This is a genomic window from Streptomyces sp. AC555_RSS877 (assembly GCF_019049245.1).
GTDB lineage: Bacteria > Actinomycetota > Actinomycetes > Streptomycetales > Streptomycetaceae > Streptomyces.
Map to the genome: position 1 here is coordinate 22,176 of NZ_JAGMUK010000032.1, position 21,640 is coordinate 43,815.

Annotated in this window: 18 protein-coding genes; 12 read left to right on the top strand and 6 right to left on the bottom strand. The window is 70.8% G+C overall.

Annotation, left to right across the window (positions count from 1 at the left end; translation table 11 throughout):
- Positions 1-67: 67 nt before the first annotated feature.
- A complete protein-coding gene (locus tag KUM49_RS15075; RefSeq protein ID WP_217237344.1) occupies positions 68-514 on the top strand; it encodes a MazG nucleotide pyrophosphohydrolase domain-containing protein in 447 nt (148 codons plus the stop codon).
- 73 nt (positions 515-587) lie between these two features.
- Here KUM49_RS15075 and KUM49_RS15080 read toward each other — a convergent pair whose 3' ends face one another.
- Together KUM49_RS15080 and KUM49_RS15085 are read right to left on the bottom strand one after the other, a co-directional pair.
- The gene (locus KUM49_RS15080; protein WP_217237345.1) at positions 588-1,832 is read right to left on the bottom strand and encodes a cation:proton antiporter; all 1,245 of its coding nucleotides are present in this window, start codon (positions 1,830-1,832) and stop codon (positions 588-590) included.
- A 4-nt stretch (positions 1,833-1,836) separates the two neighbouring features.
- The gene (locus KUM49_RS15085; protein ID WP_217237346.1) at positions 1,837-2,322 is read right to left on the bottom strand and encodes a TrkA C-terminal domain-containing protein; all 486 of its coding nucleotides are present in this window, start codon (positions 2,320-2,322) and stop codon (positions 1,837-1,839) included.
- Between the two features lie 199 nt (positions 2,323-2,521).
- Between KUM49_RS15085 and KUM49_RS15090 the strand changes: the two genes are divergently transcribed.
- The 4 genes from KUM49_RS15090 (at position 2,522) to KUM49_RS15105 (ending at position 6,810) form a co-directional block, all read left to right on the top strand.
- Positions 2,522-3,472 (top strand): sensor histidine kinase, encoded by a 951-nt coding sequence (locus KUM49_RS15090; protein WP_308406627.1) that lies wholly within the window; start codon positions 2,522-2,524, stop codon positions 3,470-3,472.
- Positions 3,472-4,143, top strand: coding sequence for a response regulator transcription factor (locus tag KUM49_RS15095; RefSeq protein ID WP_217237348.1), 672 nt, complete (start codon positions 3,472-3,474; stop codon positions 4,141-4,143). The genes KUM49_RS15090 and KUM49_RS15095 overlap by 1 nt, the downstream gene beginning before the upstream one ends.
- A gap of 224 nt (positions 4,144-4,367) precedes the next feature.
- On the top strand, positions 4,368-5,885 hold the full coding sequence (gene miaB, locus KUM49_RS15100; RefSeq protein ID WP_217237349.1) for a tRNA (N6-isopentenyl adenosine(37)-C2)-methylthiotransferase MiaB: 1,518 nt from the start codon (positions 4,368-4,370) through the stop codon (positions 5,883-5,885).
- A 211-nt stretch (positions 5,886-6,096) separates the two neighbouring features.
- The gene (locus KUM49_RS15105) at positions 6,097-6,810 is read left to right on the top strand and encodes a class III extradiol dioxygenase subunit B-like domain-containing protein (protein ID WP_217237350.1); all 714 of its coding nucleotides are present in this window, start codon (positions 6,097-6,099) and stop codon (positions 6,808-6,810) included.
- A 148-nt stretch (positions 6,811-6,958) separates the two neighbouring features.
- Here the strand turns inward: KUM49_RS15105 and KUM49_RS15110 are convergent, their stop codons facing one another.
- Together KUM49_RS15110 and KUM49_RS15115 are read right to left on the bottom strand one after the other, a co-directional pair.
- The gene (locus KUM49_RS15110; protein WP_217237351.1) at positions 6,959-7,228 is read right to left on the bottom strand and encodes an antitoxin; all 270 of its coding nucleotides are present in this window, start codon (positions 7,226-7,228) and stop codon (positions 6,959-6,961) included.
- 24 nt (positions 7,229-7,252) lie between these two features.
- Positions 7,253-7,588 carry a hypothetical protein gene (locus KUM49_RS15115; RefSeq protein WP_217237352.1) on the bottom strand — a complete coding sequence of 112 codons (336 nt, stop codon included), beginning with the start codon at positions 7,586-7,588 and terminating at the stop codon, positions 7,253-7,255.
- Positions 7,589-7,771: 183 nt separating this feature from the next.
- On the opposite strand from KUM49_RS15115, the gene miaA reads away from it, so the two are divergent.
- The 6 genes from miaA (at position 7,772) to hflX (ending at position 15,967) form a co-directional block, all read left to right on the top strand.
- On the top strand, positions 7,772-8,710 hold the full coding sequence (miaA, locus tag KUM49_RS15120) for a tRNA (adenosine(37)-N6)-dimethylallyltransferase MiaA (RefSeq protein ID WP_217237353.1): 939 nt from the start codon (positions 7,772-7,774) through the stop codon (positions 8,708-8,710).
- Between the two features lie 108 nt (positions 8,711-8,818).
- The gene (locus KUM49_RS15125; RefSeq protein WP_217237436.1) at positions 8,819-9,322 is read left to right on the top strand and encodes a hypothetical protein; all 504 of its coding nucleotides are present in this window, start codon (positions 8,819-8,821) and stop codon (positions 9,320-9,322) included.
- A gap of 76 nt (positions 9,323-9,398) precedes the next feature.
- Entirely contained in the window at positions 9,399-10,268 is an 870-nt protein-coding gene (gene dapF, locus KUM49_RS15130; RefSeq protein WP_217237354.1) for a diaminopimelate epimerase, read from the top strand.
- 208 nt (positions 10,269-10,476) lie between these two features.
- Entirely contained in the window at positions 10,477-12,663 is a 2,187-nt protein-coding gene (locus KUM49_RS15135; RefSeq protein WP_217237355.1) for a bifunctional (p)ppGpp synthetase/guanosine-3',5'-bis(diphosphate) 3'-pyrophosphohydrolase, read from the top strand.
- A 139-nt stretch (positions 12,664-12,802) separates the two neighbouring features.
- Positions 12,803-14,305: a M1 family metallopeptidase gene (locus KUM49_RS15140; RefSeq protein WP_217237356.1), complete on the top strand. Its 1,503-nt coding sequence runs from the start codon at positions 12,803-12,805 to the stop codon at positions 14,303-14,305.
- Between the two features lie 168 nt (positions 14,306-14,473).
- Positions 14,474-15,967 carry a GTPase HflX gene (gene hflX / locus KUM49_RS15145; RefSeq protein WP_217237357.1) on the top strand — a complete coding sequence of 498 codons (1,494 nt, stop codon included), beginning with the start codon at positions 14,474-14,476 and terminating at the stop codon, positions 15,965-15,967.
- Positions 15,968-16,065: 98 nt separating this feature from the next.
- Here the strand turns inward: hflX and KUM49_RS15150 are convergent, their stop codons facing one another.
- Positions 16,066-17,268 carry a serine protease gene (locus tag KUM49_RS15150; protein ID WP_217237358.1) on the bottom strand — a complete coding sequence of 401 codons (1,203 nt, stop codon included), beginning with the start codon at positions 17,266-17,268 and terminating at the stop codon, positions 16,066-16,068.
- A gap of 290 nt (positions 17,269-17,558) precedes the next feature.
- Positions 17,559-18,782 carry a serine protease gene (locus KUM49_RS15155; protein WP_217237359.1) on the bottom strand — a complete coding sequence of 408 codons (1,224 nt, stop codon included), beginning with the start codon at positions 18,780-18,782 and terminating at the stop codon, positions 17,559-17,561.
- Between the two features lie 989 nt (positions 18,783-19,771).
- On the opposite strand from KUM49_RS15155, the gene KUM49_RS15160 reads away from it, so the two are divergent.
- Positions 19,772-21,421, top strand: coding sequence for an aminotransferase class III-fold pyridoxal phosphate-dependent enzyme (locus KUM49_RS15160; RefSeq protein WP_217237437.1), 1,650 nt, complete (start codon positions 19,772-19,774; stop codon positions 21,419-21,421).
- Positions 21,422-21,640 lie beyond the last annotated feature (219 nt).

A 21,640-nucleotide genomic window follows, 5' to 3' on the forward strand; every position in this document is an offset into this window, starting at 1 on the left:
AGGGACGGTGACCGGGGCTGCCGTATGCGCCGGCGGTGTTGTCAGGGGCGGTGGCTAGAGTCGCCGGATGAGCTCCTCGCCCGCCGACCTGGTCCGTGCGTTCCACCTCGCCGTCGGGCTCGCCGCCCGCAGTACGCCCACCGAGGTCTCGCCCGACCTGGCCGCCCATCGCGGTGAGCTGCTCGCCGAGGAGGCCGCGGAGGTCGCCGAGGTCTCCGTCACCGGCCCGCTGGACCGGCTCGCGCACGAGCTCGCCGACGTCGTCTACGTCGCCTACGGCACGGCCCTCGTCCACGGCATCGACCTCGACGCGGTGATCGCGGAGATCCACCGGTCCAACATGACCAAGCGGGGCCCTGACGGCCGCGTCGCCCGCCGCACCGACGGCAAGATCCTCAAGGGCGACCACTACGAGGCTCCGGACGTGTCGGGCGTGCTGCGCCGACAGGGATGGGTGCCGGGCGACGGCGCGGCGGGGCGTGCCGGTGCCGGAGGACCGGGTGCCGCCGACTGACACCGCCCCGCCCCGCCCCGCCTCTGCCGTCCGTGCCGTCAGGGCGGCGGCATGCGGCGGCGAGGCCCGTCGCTCAGTCGCCGCCGCCCACCGACGCCCCCGCCTCTGCCTCCGCCTCGGCCGCTGCCCGCGACGAGGCCTTCCGGGTCTCCCGGCGGTCCTCTGCGCGGCGGGTCCACCAGGACGCCACCGGCTCCGTGTAACGCGCGGTGAGGGGGCCGAGGATGACCAGGATCAGGACGTACGCCGTCGCCAGGGGGCCGAGGGACGGTTCGATGCCGGCGCTCACGGCGAGCCCCGCGATGACGATCGAGAACTCGCCGCGTGCCACCAGCGCCCCGCCCGTACGCCAGCGTCCCTTGACGGAGATCCCGGCGCGCCGGGCCGCCCAGTACCCGGTGGCGATCTTCGTCCCGGCGGTGAGGACCGCCAGCGCCAGAGCGGGCAGCAGCACGGGCGGGATGCTGGCCGGGTCGGTGTGCAGGCCGAAGAACACGAAGAAGACGGCGGCGAACAGGTCCCGCAACGGGCTCAGCAGGGTGTGCGCGCCCTCGGCGACCTCCCCGGACAGCGCGATGCCGACCAGGAACGCGCCGACCGCGGCGGACACCTGGAGCTGCTGGGCGATGCCTGCCACCAGGATCGTCAGGCCGAGCACGACCAGCAGCAGCTTCTCGGGGTCGTCGCTGGAGACGAACCGGGAGATCAGCCGGCCGTAACGCACCGCCAGGAACAGCACGAGACCCGCCGCGCCCAGCGCGATCGCCAGGGTCGCGCTCCCGGCCAGCAGGCCGGCGCCGGCCACCAGCGCGGTGACGATGGGCAGGTACACCGCCATCGCCAGGTCCTCCAGGACGAGGACGCTGAGGATCACCGGCGTCTCCCGGTTGCCCACCCGGCCCAGGTCGCCGAGCACCTTCGCGATCACGCCGGACGACGAGATCCAGGTGACGCCGGCCAGCACGACGGCGGCCACCGGCCCCCAGCCCAGCAGCAGCGCCGCCGCCGCACCCGGCAGGGCGTTGAACGCGCAGTCGACGAGACCGGACGGGTAGTGGGACTTGAGGTTGGTGATCAGGTCGCCGGCCGAGTACTCCAGGCCGAGCATCAACAGCAGCAGGATGACGCCGATCTCGGCGCCGGTCGCGACGAACTCCTCGCTCGCCCCGAGCGGCAGCAGCCCGCCCTCGCCGAAGGCCAGACCGGCGAGCAGGTACAGCGGGATGGGGGAGAGCCGGAAGCGGGCTGCGAACCGGCCGAGCAGGCCAAGGGCGAGGATGATGGAACCGAACTCGATCAGCAGGACCGCGGAATGCACCGGATCACTCCCGCCCGAGTATCGCCGCGGCGGCGTCGACGCCCTCACGGGTACCGACCACGATGAGGGTGTCCCCGCCGACGAGCCGGAAGTCCGGCGCCGGCGACGGAATGGCCTCCGCCCTCCGCAGCACCGCCACGACGGACGCGCCCGTCTCGGTCCGCATCCGGGTCTCGCCCAGCACCCGCCCGTTCCACCGGGACCCCGCGGCGATCTCGACGCGCTCGGCGACCAGCCCCAGGTCCGTGGTGTAGAGCAGGCTCGCACTGTGATGGGACGGCATCAGCGCGTCGATCAGGGCGCCTGCCTCGGGACCGGTCAGCCGAAGCGACTGGGCGCAGGAGTCGGGATCGTCGGCCCGGTACACGCTCACCGTGCGGGCGCCGTCGCGGTGTGCCACCACGGACAGATGGCGGTCTTCCCGGGTCATGAGGTCGTACTGGACCCCGATCCCCGGTAGCGGCGTCGCCCTCAGGCGTGGAGCAGACACGTTTTTCTCCCCTTAACTCGTCGTGATGCGGTGTACGCGGTTGCCAAGTCCGCATGCTGCCACTGCCCCGTACGGTGACGACATGGGTGTCGTCACGGATATACGAGGCCGAAGGCGCGCGGCGAGGGTGGCTGCGACGGTGCCGTACGCGGATACCCAAGGGCCGCAGACAAGGACGGGAAGGGGCGAGAAAAGAACCGTGTCGCTGTTCTGGCGGATCTTCTCGCTCAACGCCGTCGGCCTGATCGCGGCCGCCGCACTGCTGCTCGGTCCGGTCACCGTGTCCACCCCCGTATTGCCGGGCGAGGCACTGGCCGTCGTGGCGGGCCTCGCTGCACTGCTCGCCGCCAACGCGCTCGTGCTGCGCATCGGCCTCGCCCCGCTCCAGCGCCTGGGCCGGGCCATGGCGACGGCCGACCTGCTGCGCCCCGGGGCCCGTGCCCTTGTCGCCGGTCCCGCGGAGACGGCCGCGCTGATCACGACGTACAACACGATGCTCGACCGGCTGGAGAACGAACGCGCCACCGGCGCCGCCCGCGCGCTCTCCGCCCAGGAACGCGAACGCCACCGCGTCGCCCGCGAACTCCACGACGAGGTCGGCCAGACCCTGACCGCGGTCCTCCTCCAGCTCAAGCGCGTCGCAGACTGGGTGCCCGAGGAACTGCGCGAGGAGGTCGGCCAGGCCCAGGAGGCCACCCGCGCCGGCCTCGACGAGATCCGCCGCATCGCCCGCCGACTGCGCCCCGGCGTCCTGGACGAGCTCGGGCTGCCGAGCGCCCTGCGCTCCCTCGCGGCCGAGTTCACCACGCACGGACTGACCGTGCGCCACCACGTCCCCGGCGATCTGCCCCGGCTGACGGAGGAGTCCGAACTCGTGGTCTACCGCGTCGCCCAGGAGGGTCTGACCAACACCGCGCGGCACGCCGCCGCCGACCGCGCGGAAGTCCGGCTGCGGCCGGTCACGGACGGCGTCGAACTCCTCGTACGCGACAACGGCAAGGGTCTCGGCGGTGCCCCTGAGGGCTCGGGCATCAGCGGCATGCGCGAACGTGCCCTCCTCGTAGGCGCCGCTCTCTCGGTGGAACCCGCCCCGGGCCGCGGCACCGACATACGGCTGCGCATTCCGGCCGCGACCGGGAAGAGCCGCTGATGGCGCCCGGCCCACCGCTGAAGACCCCGATCCGCGTCCTGCTCGCCGACGACCACACCCTCGTACGCAGAGGCGTGCGCCTCATCCTCGAGAATGAGCCGGACCTCACCGTCGTGGCCGAGGCCGGCGACGGGGCGGAGGCGGTCGAGCTGGCACGCGCGTGTGACGTCGATCTGGCCGTCCTCGACGTCGCGATGCCTCGGATGACCGGCCTCCAGGCGGCCCGCGAACTCTCCCGCCGCCTGCCGGACCTGCGCATCCTCATCCTCACGATGTACGACAACGAGCAGTACTTCTTCGAGGCCCTCAAGGCCGGCGCCGGAGGCTTCGTCCTGAAGTCCGTCGCCGACCGCGACCTCGTCCAGGCGTGCCGGGCGGCCGTACGGGACGAGCCGTTCATCTATCCGGGGGCGGAACGGGCCCTGGTCCGCTCGTACCTCGACCGCCTCCACCGGGGCGACGGTCTGCCCGAGCGGGCCATCACCGAGCGTGAGGAGGAGATCCTCAAACTCGTCGCCGAGGGCCACACCTCGAAGGAGATCGGCGAACTGCTCTTCATCAGCACCAAGACAGTCGAACGCCACCGCGCGAACCTTCTTCAGAAGCTGGGCATGCGCGACCGTCTGGAACTGACCCGGTACGCGATCCGGGCGGGCCTCATCGACCCGTGAAGCGATCGAACCGGTTCCACGGCGTGCCCGCTGTGCCGCTGCCAACGCCACTGCGGCAGCTCGTCGGGACGGAACAGGTGACCGAGAAGCGACCGGCGTGACAGCCACCTCCCGTAGCCGGCGCGTGACAGGGCGTATGCCGGTGCGGGAGCGGCGCATCCCCGGAGCCGGCCGGCAGACCGTCGGCGGCAGGAGGCCCTTCGGGCACCGCCTACCCTTGTCGCATGAGCAGCAGCGACCGGAGCCTGGCAGTGGGCGTGAAGACATACGAGGTGCGCACCTACGGGTGCCAGATGAACGTTCACGATTCCGAGCGATTGTCCGGGCTGCTCGAGGACGCCGGGTACGTGCGCGCACCCGAGGGGTCGGACGGGGACGCGGACGTCGTCGTCTTCAACACCTGCGCGGTGCGTGAGAACGCCGACAACCGGCTCTACGGCAACCTCGGCCGCCTCGCCCCGAGGAAGGCGAGCCGCCCCGGGATGCAGATCGCGGTCGGCGGGTGCCTCGCGCAGAAGGACCGCGACACCATCGTGAAGAAGGCGCCCTGGGTGGACGTCGTCTTCGGCACGCACAACATCGGCAAACTGCCCGTCCTCCTGGAACGCGCCCGCGTCCAGGAAGAGGCACAGGTCGAGATCGCCGAGTCGCTCGAAGCCTTCCCCTCCACTCTGCCGACGCGGCGCGAGAGCGCGTACGCGGCCTGGGTCTCCATCTCCGTCGGCTGCAACAACACCTGCACCTTCTGCATCGTCCCCGCCCTGCGGGGCAAGGAGAAGGACCGCAGGACCGGCGACATCCTGGCCGAGATCGAGGCCCTGGTCGCCGAGGGCGTCTCCGAGATCACGCTGCTCGGCCAGAACGTCAACGCGTACGGCTCCGACATCGGCGACCGCGAGGCCTTCAGCAAGCTGCTGCGGGCCTGCGGCGCCATCGAGGGCCTGGAGCGCGTCCGCTTCACCTCTCCGCACCCGCGCGACTTCACCGACGACGTGATCGCGGCCATGGCCGAGACGCCGAACGTGATGCCGCAGCTGCACATGCCCCTGCAGTCCGGCTCGGACACGGTCCTCAAGGCGATGCGCCGCTCCTACCGCCAGGCGCGCTACCTCGGGATCATCGAGAAGGTGCGCGCCGCCATCCCGCACGCGGCGATCACCACCGACATCATCGTGGGCTTCCCCGGCGAGACCGAGGAGGACTTCGAGGAGACGCTGCACGCCGTCCGAGAGGCCCGGTTCGCACAGGCCTTCACCTTCCAGTACTCCAAGCGCCCCGGCACCCCGGCCGCGACCATGGAGAACCAGATCCCCAAGGAGGTCGTCCAGGCGCGCTACGAGCGTCTTGTCGCCCTCCAGGAGGAGATCTCCTGGGAGGAGAACAAGAAGCAGGTCGGCCGCACGCTCGACCTCATGGTCGCCGAGGGTGAGGGCCGCAAGGACGGTGCCACCCACCGCCTCTCCGGCCGCGCCCCCGACAACCGCCTGGTCCACTTCACCAAGCCGGAGCAGCAGGTCCGCCCCGGTGACGTGGTGACCGTCGAGATCACGTACGCCGCCCCGCACCACCTCCTCGCCGAGGGACCCACCCTCGCGGTGCGCCCCACGCGCGCGGGCGACGCCTGGGAGAAGCGCAACGCCGAGAAGGCCGCCGCGCCGGCCGGCGTCATGCTCGGCCTCCCGAAGATCGGCGCCCCCGAGCCGCTCCCGGCCACGACGGGCAGCGGCTGCGGCTGCGACTGACGCCGCGGCTGAGCCTGCGGCGTGACCGGGTTGCGGGTAGGGGCTGCTTGCTGAGGCGGGCCGCGCAGCGACGTCTGCGGCGACGGCCCACCACTGCGCCCCCACGCGCCGCGGAGCGGCGTGTGGACACGCGGGGAGTTTCGGGGGCCGTACGGCCGTTCCGCCGGTCCTCGGCTCCCTCGTACCGCCCGCCAGGGTTACCCTGCCGATCATGCTTGTCGCCGCCGCAGTCTGTCCCTGCCCGCCCCTGCTCGTGCCCGAGGTCGCCGCGGGTGCCGCACCCGAACTGGACGTCGCGCGTGCCGCGTGCACGGACGCGCTCGGTGTTCTCGCCGCGGCCCGGCCCGACCGGCTCGTGGTCGTCGGGCCGGCCGACCAGAGCGGGCGCGGGACGCATCCGGAGGGCACCCCGGGCTCGTTCCGCGGGTTCGGCGTGGACCTCGACGTACGCCTGGGCGCGGACCGGGACGCAGGAGCCGATCGCCTGCTCCCGCCCTCGCTGTCGGTGGCCGCGTGGCTGCTGGAGCGGGCCGGGTGGTCGGATGCCCCGATCGAGGGACTCGGCGTGGGGGAACCTCTCGAGGCCGAGCGGTGTATCGAAGTCGGAGGGGAAATCGCGGGCCGTGCCGAGCGGGTGGCGCTGCTGGTGATGGGCGACGCCAGCGCGTGCCGCACGCTCAAGGCACCCGGTTATCTCGACGACCGGGCGGCGCCCTTCGACGCTGAGGTCACGCGTGCACTGGGCGCGGCCGACCTGGTGGCTCTCAAAGCGCTGGACGCAGACCTGGCGTACGAGCTGAAGGCATCGGGCCGGGCCCCCTGGCAGGTGCTGGCCGGCGCGGCGCAGGGCACGAACCTCGGCGGCACGCTGCTGTACGAGGGCGCGCCGTACGGGGTGGGATACGTGGTCGCGGCCTGGTCGTAGCCGCCTCGCCGTACCGCGGAGGCGACGGCAACGACGGAAAAGGCGCAGCCACGGAAACGGCGCAACGAGGGGACCGACGGGTTCGACGGAAACGACGGACGGCCGGGAGCGTCGTGCTCCGCGGCCGTCCGTCGGTGTGCCGTGTCGTTCAGGAAGCCGGAGGCGGGGAGGCCGGTGGCGTACCGATGTCGCCGCCCGGGTCCGTGCCGTCCTTGTGCGCGATCCGGTCCATGGCTCCCTTGGCCTTGCCCGTCCCCGACTGGATCTTGTCGCTGTACTTGCCCTTGGTCTTCTCGTCGACGACCTTGGCGGCTTTGTCGAGGCCGTGCTCGATCTTGTCCCCGTGCTGCTGGGCGAGGCCGGAGACCTTGTCCTTGGCGGGGCTGAGTTTGGCCTTCACATTGTCCAGGAGACCCATGGTCCACCTTCCCTTGCGGGGCAGTTACGTGCGAGCGCCTTCGCCGGCCTCGCTGTCGGCAGCCTCTTCCGCGGACTGCTGCTTGGGGATCTCGACGCCTTCGCCGGAGCCGGAGGTGTCCTCGGCGGCCGGTACAGCCGACTCCTCCACAGCGTCTTCGACCTTGGCCTCGGCCTTCGTCTCAGTCTTCGTCTCGGACGTCGTACCGGCTTCGGTCTCAGCCTCGGCCTCGACAGACCCCTTCGCCTCTGCCGCCTTCTCAGCCGAGGGCTCGGCCGTCGGCGTATCGGCCTGCGGCTCGGCGGTTGACGCCTCCTCCGTGGTCTTTGACCTCCGGAGAAGTCGTGCGAAAACGCCCATATCCACTCCATACGTTACTCATGCGGGCGAAATCCCGCGTCGTCCGGTACGTCCGTTTGCGCCGCCCGGGCCGCCGCCTCTGCGATCAGGCGGCGGAAAACCTCGCAACTGGCAACGACCCCGCGCGCGTACCGTCACGTAACTCGTTCGAGGCGTGGTCGTGAGGTTTGCGAGACTGGGGCGGTGAGCAGCGCACCCCCCGCCCCCCGAGTCATCGCCGTCGTCGGACCGACCGCGGCCGGTAAGTCCGATCTGGGCGTCTTTCTGGCCCGGCGTCTCGGCGGCGAGGTCGTCAACGCCGACTCCATGCAGCTCTACCGAGGGATGGACATCGGCACCGCCAAGCTGACGCCCGAGGAACGCGACGGCGTCCCGCACCACCTCCTGGACATCTGGGACGTCACGGTCACCGCCTCCGTCGCCGAGTACCAGAGACTGGCCCGCGCCAGGATCGACACCCTGCTCGCCGAGGGCCGCTGGCCGATCCTGGTCGGCGGATCCGGCCTGTACATCCGCGGGGCCGTCGACAACCTGGAGTTCCCCGGCACCGACCCCGAGGTCAGGGCCCGGCTGGAGGAGGAGCTCACCCTGCGCGGCTCGGGGGCGCTGCACGCGCGCCTGGCCGTCGCCGACCCCGAGGCCGGGCACGCGATCCTGCCCAGCAACGGCCGCCGTATCGTCCGGGCCCTCGAGGTGATCGAGATCACCGGCAAGCCCTTCACCGCCAACCTCCCTGGCCACGACTCGGTCTACGACACCCTGCAGATCGGCGTCGACGTGGCGCGCCCCGAACTCGACGAGCGCATCGCGCGCCGGGTCGACCGGATGTGGGAAGCCGGGCTGGTGGACGAGGTACGCGCACTGGAGGCGCAGGGGTTGCGCGAGGGGCGTACGGCCTCGCGCGCGCTCGGCTACCAGCAGGTGCTCGCTGCGCTCGCAGGGGAGTGCACCGACGCGGAGGCGCGGGCCGAGACCGTACGTGCCACCAAGCGCTTCGCGCGCCGTCAGGATTCGTGGTTCAGGCGCGACCCGCGTGTGCATTGGTTGAGTGGGGCTGCGGCGGATGTCACAGAACTTCCGCAGCTCGCACTGGCATTGGTCGAACGACCGGTCACAGCCTGATCACGTCATGGCATCGGGACGCTCCGGCCGTCATCGCGGCCTTCGGCACCGTGCCATCATCGAGCTTCGATCGACCAGGTGGAGTCCGAGTTGGGAGGGCGCGTGGCGATGGAGGCCGGCCCTCGCGACACCGCACAAGGTACCGAGCCCCTCACCGCTGACAGCGGTGAAGCGGAGCAGGACGGCGACCGTCTGAGCCCCGACGGGCCCGACGAGACGCCGGACGGCGTGACCGCCGACGGCCCGGAGCCCGAGGAGATGTTCGCGGGCGGCCCCGAGGTCGAGGTCGAGCTGCGCCCGCAGCGCCGGATGCGCATCTGGCAGCTCGCTCCCATCGTGAGCCTGGCCGCGGTCGGCTCCCTGATGTTCGCGTTCCCGCTGGCCTTCGACTTCGGCGACAGCGGAGCCGTGATCGCCATGCTGGGCCTGCTGATCTGCTCCTGCGCGGCCGGCTGGGGCATGATGGCCGCTCGTCGCGTTGGTTACACGTGGCCCGGGCTGCCGCAGCGGGGCTCCGGACGCCGTCCGGACTGGCGGGTCGTGGTCGCGTATGCCGTGATGGTCGCCGCGGTGGTCGTGCTGGCCGTGTGGCGCGTGGCCCGGCTGCGCTGAGCAGCGCCGGGCCGGTCGGCTGTGCCGGTCTCCCACGCGCGCGTGGGTTGTCGTACCCACCCCGTACGATCGAGGAATGAGCACGCGGATCGCCTTCCTCAAGGGGCACGGCACCGAGAACGACTTCGTGATCGTCCCGGACCCCGAGAACACCATCGACCTGCCCCCGGCCGCCGTCGCCGCCCTGTGCGACCGCCGCGCCGGCATCGGCGGTGACGGCCTGCTGCACGTGGTGCGGTCCGTGGCACACCCCGAGGCCAAGGACATGGCGGCCGAGGCGGAGTGGTTCATGGACTACCGCAACGGCGACGGCTCGATCGCGGAGATGTGCGGCAACGGCGTGCGCGTGTTCGCGCACTACCTCCAGCGCGCCGGACACGCCGACGAGGGCGACCTCGCGATCGCCACGCGCGGGGGCGTGAAGACGGTGCACCTCTCCAAGGACGGTGACATCACCGTCGGCATGGGCAAGGCGCTGCTCCCGGAAGGGGACGTCACGGTGAGTGTGGGCGAGCGCAGCTGGCCCGCGCGAAACGTGAACATGGGCAACCCGCACGCCGTCGCCTTCGTGGACGACCTCGCGCACGCGGGCGACCTGTACTCCCCCCCGCCCTTCAGCCCGGCCGCCGCCTATCCCGACGGGGTGAACGTCGAGTTCGTGGTCGACCGCGGCCCCCGGCACGTCGCCCTGCGCGTGCACGAGCGCGGCTCCGGCGAGACCCGCTCGTGCGGCACGGGCGCGTGCGCCGTCGCCGTGGCCGCCGCCCGCCGGGACGGCGCCGACCCGACCGCCACCGGAACCCCGGTGACGTACACCGTCGACGTGCCCGGCGGCACCCTGGTGATCACCGAGCGACCCGACGGCGAGATCGAGATGACCGGCCCCGCGGTGATCGTCGCCGAGGGAGAAATCGACGCGGAGTGGCTGGAACGCTTCGTTCGCTGACTGGCCGCAGGTCACAGCATGCGAACCGTAAACCTGCAAACCGTCGCTCGAATGGGTGATCCTTTTCACGCTCGACGAGAGGCGGTCGGGCGCACGTGATGGGCTCGGTAGCATCAAGCACCGGCCCGGACGGGGGACTGATGCCATCCCCCGAGCTGTGTCCGCCCTGGGGCACCCCGTCCGCCGGTCCACGCAGCCGGAGGTGCCCATGAGTGCGGAGGCCACGAATCCCGCGAGCCCAGGCCCGGTCACAGCAGGCCCGGTCCTGCCGACAGTGCCCCGCAGGAAGGCCCGCCCCCGGATCGACCTGCGCCGTCTCGGCCGGGCCGCGCTGCTCGGCCCCGCCGCCCGTGACCGGCTGCCCGACGCCATCGGTCACGTGGCCGAGGCCCACCGCGCCCACTACCCCGACGCCGACCTCGAACCGCTGCGCCGCGCCTACGTCCTGGCCGAGTCCTCGCATCGCGGTCAGATGCGCAAGAGCGGTGAGCCGTACATCACACACCCGCTCGCCGTGACCCTGATCCTCGCCGAACTGGGCGCCGAGACAACGACCCTGACGGCGTCTCTGCTCCACGACACCGTCGAGGACACGGACGTGACGCTCAATCAGGTCCGTGAGCAGTTCGGCGAGGAGGTGCGCTTCCTCGTCGACGGCGTCACGAAACTGGAGAAGGTCGACTACGGGGCCGCCGCCGAGCCCGAGACCTTCCGCAAGATGCTCGTCGCCACCGGCAACGACGTCCGTGTGATGTCGATCAAACTCGCCGACCGGCTGCACAACATGCGCACGCTCGGCGTGATGCGTCCCGAGAAACAGGTCCGCATCGCCAAGGTCACCCGGGACGTCCTCATCCCCCTCGCGGAACGGCTCGGCGTCCAGGCGCTCAAGACCGAACTGGAGGACATGGTCTTCGCGATCCTCCACCCCGAGGAGTACGAGCACACCCGGGAGCTGATCGTCGACAACGCCTCCCGCGCGGACGACCCGCTCGCCGAGATGGCCGACGAGATGCGCACGGTCCTGCGGGACGCCGGCATCCCGGCCGAAGTCCTCATCCGCCCGCGGCACTTCGTCTCCGTGCACCGCGTCGCCCGCAAACGCGGCCGGCTGCGCGGCGCCGACTTCGGCCGTCTGCTGGTGCTGGTGAACGAGGACGCCGACTGTTACGCCGTACTCGGTGAACTGCACACCTGTATGACGCCCGTGGTCTCCGAGTTCAAGGACTTCATCGCCGTCCCCAAGTTCAACCTCTACCAGTCGCTGCACACCGCCGTGGCCCGCGAGGACGGCCAGGTCACCGAAGTCCTCATCCGCACCCACCAGATGCACAAGGTCGCGGAGGCCGGCGTCGTCGCGCTGGGCAATCCCTACGCTCCCCCTTCGGAGGAGCAGACCGTTTCGCGTGACGGTGAGCGCGCCGACCCGACCCGCCCCGGCTGGCTCTCCCGCCTCCTCGACTGGCAGGAGGCCGCGTCCGACTCCGACACGTTCTGGTCCACCCTGCGCGAGGACCTCGCCCAGGACCGTGAGATCACCGTGTTCCGGCCCGACGGCGGCAGGCTGGGTCTGCCCGCGGGGGCGACCTGTGTGGACGCCGCGTACGCGCAGTACGGCGAGGACGCGCACGCGTGCATCGGCGCCCGCGTCAACGGCCGCCTGGCGACGCTGAGCACGGTCCTGAAGGACGGCGACACCGTCCAGCTCCTCATGGGCCAGGACCCCGCCTCCGAGCCCTCCAGGGAGTGGCTGGACCACGCCCACACGCCCACCGCCCGGATCGCCATCCAGCGGTGGCTCACGACGCATCCGGCGTCCGCCGAGGCGCAGAAGGCGGGGCCGGTCCCGACCCTCCAGGCCGGCGAGGCATCGCTCCGGCCGCCCGCCGCCGGGAACACCGTGACCGCTTCCGAAGGCCACGCCGCCCCGACTGCCGACCGTCCCGCCACCGCGAACGCCGTCGTCGACCAGCCCGGGGCGAGCGTACGAATGGCCGGTTGCTGCACGCCCGTACCGCCCGACGCGGTGATCGGCTTCGCCGTTCGTGGGGGAGCGGTGACCGTCCATCGCGTGGAGTGCGCCGCGGTGGCTCGCATGAAGAGCGCGGGGCGTGCGGAGGTCGGTGTGCGCTGGGGAGACACCAGCGGATGCCGGGTCACCCTGTTCGCCGAATCGTTCGGCCGCCCGCATCTGCTCGCCGACCTCACCGAGGCGATGGCCTCGGAGGGGGCCGAGATCGTCTCCGCGACCGTCGAGCCCCCCAGCCAGCAACGCGTACGCCACACCTACACCGTCCAACTCCCCGACGCGGCACACCTGCCCGCCCTGATGCGGGCGATGCGGGACGTGCCGGGGGTGTACGACGTGAGCCGGGCACAGACGCCGGGGGCCTGAGAGGAGCCTGTCGACGCCGGCACGCGCGCGTGGCGCGCTCTCGCGGACGGCGGCCCCCTCGTCCCGCTGACCTACCCGTTCGAGTGGGCCGATCGCGCGCCGCCGCCGCACCGCGCGCGCCCGCTGATAGCCGTGGTGCATGCTGCTCACCCCCCGCACCCCGGCTCCCCGAGCCCGCTTCACGCCCTCCCGGCGCCGAAAGGCCGGCGCCCTTCTCGCCTCCGCAGTCTCCGTCTGCCTCCTCGCCGCGAGCGCCCCGGCCGCCCCGCTGGGCGTTGGCGACCGCCTCTTCCCGCACCTGGGCAACCCGGGGTACGACGTGGCGGCGTACGACCTCTCCTTCACCTATCCGGGAACCAACAGCAAGCCGCTCCAGGCGGTCACCACGATCGACGCCTGGACGACGGCCTCGCTGGACCGCGTCAACCTCGACTTCGCGCACGGCAAGGTCGACTCTGTCGAGGTCGACGGCGAGCCCGCGACGTTCACGAGCGCCGGCGAGGACCTGGTGGTGACGCCCGAGGATCCGCTGCCCGAGGGCAGCTGGATGCGGGTCACCGTGCGGCACACCAGCGACCCCGTGTCCGACGAGGACCGGGAGGGCGGCTGGGTGCGGACCGCGGACGGCCTCGCCATGGCCAACCAGGCCGACGTCGCCCACCTGGTGTTCCCCTGCAACGACCACCCCTCCGACAAGGCGATGTTCACCATCAGGGTCACCGCACCCAAGGGCTACACGGCCGTCGCCAACGGTCTGCCGACCGGCGTGGACCGGGCGGGCCGGGCGACGACCTGGACGTACCGGACCCAGCACCCCATGGCCACCGAGCTCGCTCAGGTGTCCATCGGCCGCTCCACCGTGCTGCGCCGCAGCGGCCCGCACGGACTGCCCGTACGAGACGTCGTGCCCACCAAGGACCGCGAGCGGCTGGAGCCGTGGCTGAAGAAGACCCCGGACCAGATCGCCTGGATGGAGGGCAAGGTCGGGCCGTACCCCTTCGAGACGTACGGCCTGCTCATGGCCGACGCCGACACCGGTTTCGAGCTGGAGACGCAGACCCTTTCCCTCTTCGAGAAGAACCTGTTCACCGAGCCCGGCTACCCGGAGTGGCACGTCGATTCGATCATGGTGCACGAGCTCGCCCACCAGTGGTTCGGCAACAGTGTGAGCCCCCGTACCTGGTCCGACCTGTGGCTGAACGAGGGGCACGCCACCTGGTACGAAGCCCTGTACGCGGAGGAGAAGGCGGAGCGCCCCATGGAGGCGCGGATGAAGGCGGCGTACGGCGCCTCCGACCGCTGGCGCGCGGCCGGCGGACCGCCCGCCGCCCCCAAGGTCCCCGACCCCGGCCAGAAGATCAGCATCTTCCGGCCGAACGTCTACGACGGCGCCGCACTGGCCCTGTACGCCCTGCGCCAGGAGATCGGCCGCCCCGCCTTCGAACGCCTGGAAAGGGCCTGGGTGACCCGCCACCGGGACGGCGTCGCCTCGACCGCGGACTTCGTCGGGCTCGCCGAGGAGATCTCCGGCCGCGAGCTGGGCGGCTTCTTCGAGGGCTGGCTCTACGGCGAGAAGACCCCGCCGATGCCCGGCCACCCGGACTGGAAGTCGGCCGCACCTCAGCAGGCTCCCGCGAAATAAGACGGTGACGAGACGGGCCGTGCCGTGCGACCATCCTCAGGTCGGCGCGGCACGGGACACGGGAATCTCCCGGGGTACTCGTGCGTTGTGAGCAGTGACGGCCGGCTCAGAAGTTCGGCTTCGGCTCTGTCGCCGCTTTGCCGGAATCCTCATCGACGTAAGGACCCAATGACCTCCTCTTCATCTTCTTCCCAGGACACTGAGCGCGTCGCGCATGCCTACCCCGAAGGTCTTCGGGCCGATGCCCTGATGGAAGAGGACGTCGCCTGGAGCCACGAGATCGACGGAGACCGGGACGGCGACCAGTTCGACCGCTCCGAGCGCGCGGCCCTGCGCCGCGTCGCGGGCCTCTCCACCGAGCTCGAGGACGTCACCGAGGTCGAGTACCGCCAGCTCCGCCTGGAGCGGGTCGTACTCGTAGGCGTCTGGACCTCGGGGACCGCGCAGGACGCGGACAACTCCCTCGCGGAGCTCGCCGCTCTCGCTGAGACCGCGGGCGCGCTCGTGCTCGACGGCGTGATCCAGCGCCGCGACAAGCCCGATGCGGCCACCTACATCGGTTCCGGCAAGGCCGAGGAGCTGCGCGACATCGTGCTCGAGACGGGCGCGGACACCGTCATCTGCGACGGTGAGCTCAGCCCGGGCCAGCTCATCCATCTCGAAGACGTCGTCAAGGTCAAGGTCATCGACCGTACGGCCCTGATCCTCGACATCTTCGCCCAGCACGCCAAGTCCCGAGAGGGCAAGGCGCAGGTAGCGCTCGCGCAGATGCAGTACATGCTGCCGAGGCTGCGCGGCTGGGGTCAGTCGCTGTCCCGTCAGATGGGCGGCGGCAAGGGCGGCGGCCTCGCCACCCGTGGTCCCGGTGAGACCAAGATCGAGACGGACCGGCGTCGGATCCGCGAGAAGATGGCGAAGATGCGCCGGGAGATCGCGGACATGAAGACCGGCCGCGAGATCAAGCGCCAGGAGCGCAAGCGTCACAAGGTGCCGTCGGTCGCCATCGCCGGCTACACCAACGCCGGCAAGTCCTCGCTGCTCAACCGCCTCACGGGCGCGGGAGTGCTGGTCGAGAACGCCCTGTTCGCGACCCTCGACCCGACCGTGCGCCGGGCGGAGACGCCCAGCGGCCGTCTGTACACCCTGGCGGACACCGTCGGCTTCGTCCGGCACCTGCCGCACCACCTGGTCGAGGCGTTCCGCTCCACCATGGAGGAGGTCGGCGAGTCCGACCTGATCCTGCACGTGGTGGACGGCTCGCACCCGAACCCGGAAGAGCAGCTGGCCGCCGTACGCGAGGTGATCAGGGACGTCGGCGCCACCGGCGTACCCGAGATCGTCGTGATCAACAAGGCGGACGCGGCCGACCCGCTGACGCTCCAGCGGCTCATGCGGATCGAGAAGCGTTCGATCCCGGTGTCGGCCCGCACGGGCCAGGGCATCGAGGAACTGCTTGCCCTGATCGACAACGAGCTGCCGCGGCCGTCGGTCGAGATCGAGGCGCTCGTGCCGTACACGCAGGGCAAGCTGGTGGCCCGCGCCCACGACGAGGGCGAGGTGATCTCCGCGGAGCACACCCCGGAGGGCACCCTGCTCAAGGCGCGGGTGCACGAGGAACTGGCGGCGGATCTCGCGCCGTACGTTCCGGCGCCCCTCGCCTGACCGTCCGTTCGCCTGACCGTCCCGGAACAGCTTGAAGGCCCGCCGCCTGCTCGTCGCAGGCGGCGGGCCTTCAGCGTGTGCGGATCAGCGTGTGCGGATCACTGACCGCCGTACGTCTTGCTCATGCTCTCGTAGAGCGCCTCGGCGTCCTGGCCGAGCTGTGGGCCCGCGAGCCACGTGTTGTCGGTCGGGCCGATCGAGGTGTTCGAGACCAGCGTGGTCTTCCCGTCCAGCACGCGGAACCAGCCGCCGCCGGACGAGCCGCCCGTCATGGTGCAGCCGATGCGGTACATCGTCGGCAGGCTCGAGCTGAGCGAGAACCGGCCCGGCTGGTCGAGGCACTTGAACATCTGCAGACCGTTGTACGGCGGCGCGGCCGGGTAGCCCCAGGCGCCCATCGTGACGACCTCGCTCGCGGACGGGGCGGAGAAGTCGACGTCCAGGGCGCCGGTGGTCTCCTCCAGGGACTTGGAGCCCGACTCCGGCTTCACATGCAGCACGGCGTAGTCGTACGCGGCACCCGCGCCACCGGTCTCGGAACCGCCCTGGATCCACCCGTTCGACGTCGAGGCCCAGTCGGCCCACCAGTTGCCGTAGGGCGCTATCTCAGAGGCTGTGGCGTTGCCGAGCTGCGCCTCGGACTTGCCGAGGTCGTTGTACGCCGGGACGAAGACGATGTTGCGGTACCAGCCACCACTGCCACCGGCGTGCACGCAGTGGCCCGCCGTCCACACCAGGTTGGACTTGCCGGGATGGTTCACGTCCTTGACGACCGTGCCCGAGCAGACCATCGGGCCGTCGGGGGAGTCGAAGAAGATCTTGCCGACCGGGGCCGCGTTCTGGTGGTACGGCGTCTTCTCGGCCGTGGCCTCGACGGGCGCCGGCTCGGGGTCACTGACGCCCTGGTCCGCCGCGGCGTCCTTCGTCGAGACCGTCTTGTCGGCCTCCTTCGCGGACTGCATCCGCTCGGGCTTCCAGAGGTCCCTGATCACCGGGTTGACGAAGTCCTTGGCCTCACTGAGCCACTTGTCCTTGTCCCAGTCCTTCCAGCCACCGGCCGCCCAGTTGTCGACGTCGATGCCGTGCTCCTTGAGCTTGTCGGCGATCTTCGCGGGAACCTTGACCTTGCCCCCGGCGGCCTGGGACGTGGTGGCGCCGGGCTTGTCGCCGGCGGTGTCCTCGCCCGAACCGCCGCAGGCCGTCGCGGTCAGCGCGAAGGCTGCGACGAGCCCGGTGGCGGTGAGAAGCGTGCGGGTGCGCCGCCCAGGTCGTGGCGCTGCGGGCGTACGTGTGGAACGCATGGTGCGGTAACCCCCGTGAAAAGTGCGAATGTCATGTGCTTGTCAGGCGAGGGTGGGGTCCGTGGATGCCGGCGGTCTGCCTGGACCCCGTCGATCTCCTGGGACCCGGTCGATCTCTTTGGGTCCCGTCCAGCCCGCAGGGCCTTTGTGGATCACCTTGCGGACGAGACCCCACTATGCCCGTGGAGTTGAGGGTGAACGGCGGTGAGGTGGTGAAGGTTTTTTGAGACACCGCACCGCCGTTCCTGCTCAGCAGGCCCAAGCTCAGAAGGCTCAGGCCCAGCAGGCCGTCACTGGCCGGCGAACTTCTTGCTCACGGAGTCGTACACGCCCTCGGCCACCTCACCCAGCCGCGGACCCGCCAGCCAGCCCGCGGTCACCGGACCGATCGAGGTGTTGGAGACCAGTGCCGGCTTGCCGTCCGAGCCGGCCGCCACCCAGCCGCCGCCCGACGAGCCACCCGTCATCGTGCAGCCGATGCGGTACATCGTCGGGTCCGGGGCACTGATCGACAGCCGACCCGGCTTGTCCTGGCACTGGTACATGGTCTGGCCGTCGAACGGCGCCGCGGCCGGGTAGCCGGTCGCGGTGATGCTCGCGACCTTCGTCACGGCCGGCGCCTTGAAGTCCACCGGCAGAGCCGAACCGATGGTCTCCTCCAGCGACTTGCCGCCACTGCCCTCTTCCGGAGTCACGTGAATGACGGCGAAGTCGTACGAGGCGCCGTCACCGCCCGTCGCCCCGCCTTGCTCGATCCACTGGTCCGAGGTCTGCGCCCAGTCGCCCCACCACACGCCGTATGGAGTGACCTCCTCCTTGGCGGCGCTCTCCAAGTCCGCGGTCCCCAAGCCCTCGTTGTTGTACGACGGCACGAACGCGATGTTGCGGTACCAGCCGCCGTCTTTGCCGGCGTGCACACAGTGACCGGCCGTCCATACGAGGTTGGACTTGCCGGGGTGGGCCGGGTCCTGCACGACCGTCGCTGAGCAGACCATCGTGCCCTCGGGGGAGTCGAAGAACACCTTGCCCGCTTCGGGAGCGTTGGCATGGTACGTAGGCGCGACGGCCTTGGCGTCCACCGGCGCGGGCTCCGGGTCGGTCACACCCTGGTCACCGGAGATGTCGCCGTCGTCGACGGCGTTGTCCGGGTCCTCGGCTTCCCGCATCCGGTCCGGATCCCAGAGGCCCTGGATGATCGGGTTGATGTACTCGTCGGCCTCGCGCAGCCAGTCCTCCTTGCTCCAGTCCTTCCAGGCACCGTTCTTCCACTTGTCGAGGTCGATCCCATGCTCTTTGAGCTTGTCCTTGATGTCGTCCGGGATCGTGATCTTGCCGTCGCCCGCGGACGCGACGGGTGCGGAGGCCTCGCCGCCGGCGTCGGCATTGCCCGAGTTGCAGGCGGTGGCGGTGAACACGAGCGCCGAGGCGAGGGCAACGGCGGCCAACGCGGGGGAGGTTCCGCGGCGTGCGTTCCTTCCTCGACGAGCGGTGAAGGACGGCCGTATGGGTCGCATGGTGTGACTCCCCCTGAGGTGAACGAACTGGGTGCTGTGCCGTGAACTCGGGCGCGGTCGGGCCGACGACGTGGAGCGATCCGGATCGACCGGGCTGATCCGGACCGGCCCGGGCTGATGGAAATCGACCCGGGCTGATTTGGATCGACCTGGGCTGGGCCGGGTCGATACGAGTCCAATCGGCCTGTTCTCGCGCTGAGCTCACGGAGTGTTGGAACGGCATCACACACTATGCGCTCGCTGTGGGGGACTTCCCGCGGAACGGCAACGGTTTCGCTACGAGCTGTCTGACCTGGCAATCATCCGGACTTCTGCCAAGCACGTTGGACGACATGCGCAGATCTACGCCCCGTTCCCTGATGAGGCGGTGAATGGCGCCGTCGGGTGGCCGGACAGGTCTTGGCGGAACGCACCGGTGACTGATTTCGGGCAAGTGAGAACAAGTACCTGTGATCCTTGGGCGGTCTGTCACGGCAACGGCTCCCTCGGGGCAAGGATCTTGCTGTGGCCCGTAACCCGCTGAGCGGTCCGGGGTTGGTAGCGACGGGGCACGGTGCCGATGGTCGGTGTCGAGGTGACCGGCCTGGTCCGCGCGCCCACCCCGTGAGTCTTGAGTGTCTTCGAGTGAACGCTCGCGGGGTTTCGTATGTCGAGTCGGGTGAGTGGCGAGGAACGGCTTGCCCCTGGACTACGCGAGAGCGGGGAGCCGTGGCTGTGAAGTGGAGCGCTTTGAGGGTGGCCGCGAGGCTTGTATGCGAACGGGGGGCCGCTATGGCCGCCCTGGTCGGAGGAACCGCCGCGTCTGTGCTTGAAGAGGCCGCCGGGACTGAGCTCGGGGAAGCAGCCGGGGTCGGGGCTGGGAGGGCGCTGTGACCGGGGTCGGCGAGGCTGGTGTGAGGGGGTTTGCGGGGGTTGCCGAGGGGCGTGCTGCCGCAGAGGAGTCCGGTGGCGGGCGCCTTGTGCACGAGGGAATTCTGCGGCGTCAGTCGATGCGCGAGTCGGCGGCCCGTACCTACCCTCGCGCCCTGCCGATCGTGCCGGTGCGGGCGCGAGGGCTGACCATCGAGGGCGCTGACGGCCGCCGTTACCTGGACTGCCTCTCGGGCGCGGGCACCCTGGCCCTCGGCCACAATCACCCCGTCGTGCTGGAGGCGATCCGCAAGGTCCTCGACTCCGGCGCCCCGCTGGACGCCCTGGACCTCGCGACCCCCGTCAAAGACGCCTTCGTCACTGAGCTGTTCCGCACCCTGCCGCCCAAACTCGCCGACCGCGCGCGGGTGCGGTTCTGCGGTCCGGCCGGTACCGACGCGGTGGCGGCCGCATTCCAACTCGTCCGGTCGGCGACCGGACGCAGCGGCCTGCTCGCCGTCACGGGCGCCCCTCACGGGGCGTTCGACGGTGCGGCCTACGGGGCTTTCGAAGAGATGTTGGAGGAGCCGTTCGAAGAGGCCCGATTCGCCGTCGACTCGCGGATCATGCGCCTGCCCTATCCGCAGGACTACCGCTGCTCCTTCGGCGTCGGAGGTGCGCGCGGCGCCGGACTCGCCGCCGACTGGGCCGAGTCGGTCCTCGACGACTCCCGGTCGGGGCTGCCACTGCCTGCCGGGATGATTCTCGAACCCGTTCAGAGCGAGGGCGGTGTGATCCCCGCGCCCGACGGGTGGATGCGGCGCATGCGGCAGATGACTGCCGCCCGGTCCGTCCCGCTGATCGCCGACGAGGTCCAGACAGGAGTCGGGCGCACGGGCGCCTTCTGGGCGGTCGACCACAGTGGCATCACCCCCGACGTGATGATCCTCTCCCATGCCATCGGCGGCAGTCTGCCTCTGGCCGTCCTGGTGTACCGAGACGACCTCGACGCCCGGGAACCCGGCACCGTCGCCGGCACGTTCCCCGGCAACCAACTGGCCATGGCCGCGGGCACGGCGACTCTGTCCTACGTCCGCGAAAACAGTCTCGCGGAACGGGCCGGGACTCTGGGCGCGCGCATGCTTGACCAACTTCGAGACCTTGCACGGCAGTTCCCCATAATCGGCGATGTCCGGGGGCGAGGGCTGATGATCGGGATTGAGCTGGTCGAGGCTGAGGGGAATCGTGAGGCTGCCTTGGCGGTGACTGGCGCCGGTCCCCGGCCGGGGACAGTAGCTGGTGCTGGTGCTGGTGCTGGTGCTGGTGCTGGGTTCGGCCTGGGCGGTTCCGATGCTGACGATTTGGGTTCCTTGGCCGGAGCCGGAGCCGGAGCCGGAGCCGGAGCCGGAGCCGGAGCGGCCGCGGGCGAGGGCATGGACCGGGCCGGTCGTGGTCGGACGCCTTCGACCGGCATCGGGAGAGCGGACGCCGGAGTCCGTGGCCTCGCTCGACGCCCTCGCCCCGCGGCTCCGAAACTCGCGGCCGCCGTACAGCGGGAGTGCCTGCGCCGTGGCCTGATCGTCGGACTGGGCGGCCGTCACGCGAGTGTCGTACGCCTGCTTCCACCGCTGACGATCATCGATGAGCAAGCGGCCGCGGTATTGCACCGACTGGCCGACGCGGTGGAGACGGTGGCCCGCAACCGTGATCGTGGAGACAAGGCGGACCCACAGCAACCACACCACCGGCAGACGGGCTGGCCCGGCGCCTCCGTCGAGCGGGCTGGGTAGCCCGGTGGCTGTGCCCCCGCGAGTTCTTACGCCCACACGCTTCCTTCCCCAGCTCTCACCTGCCGAGCTCGTCCTTGACATCCCTGAGACCACGGACATCCCTCGCCTTCACCCCACCCATCGCACGACCTCCTGAACGCCCAGGCCCTCCACACGCCGTACCGCACAGCACGAAGCCGCTTCCCGTCGGCGGCTCGAGCCAGGACCACCCCGAGGAAC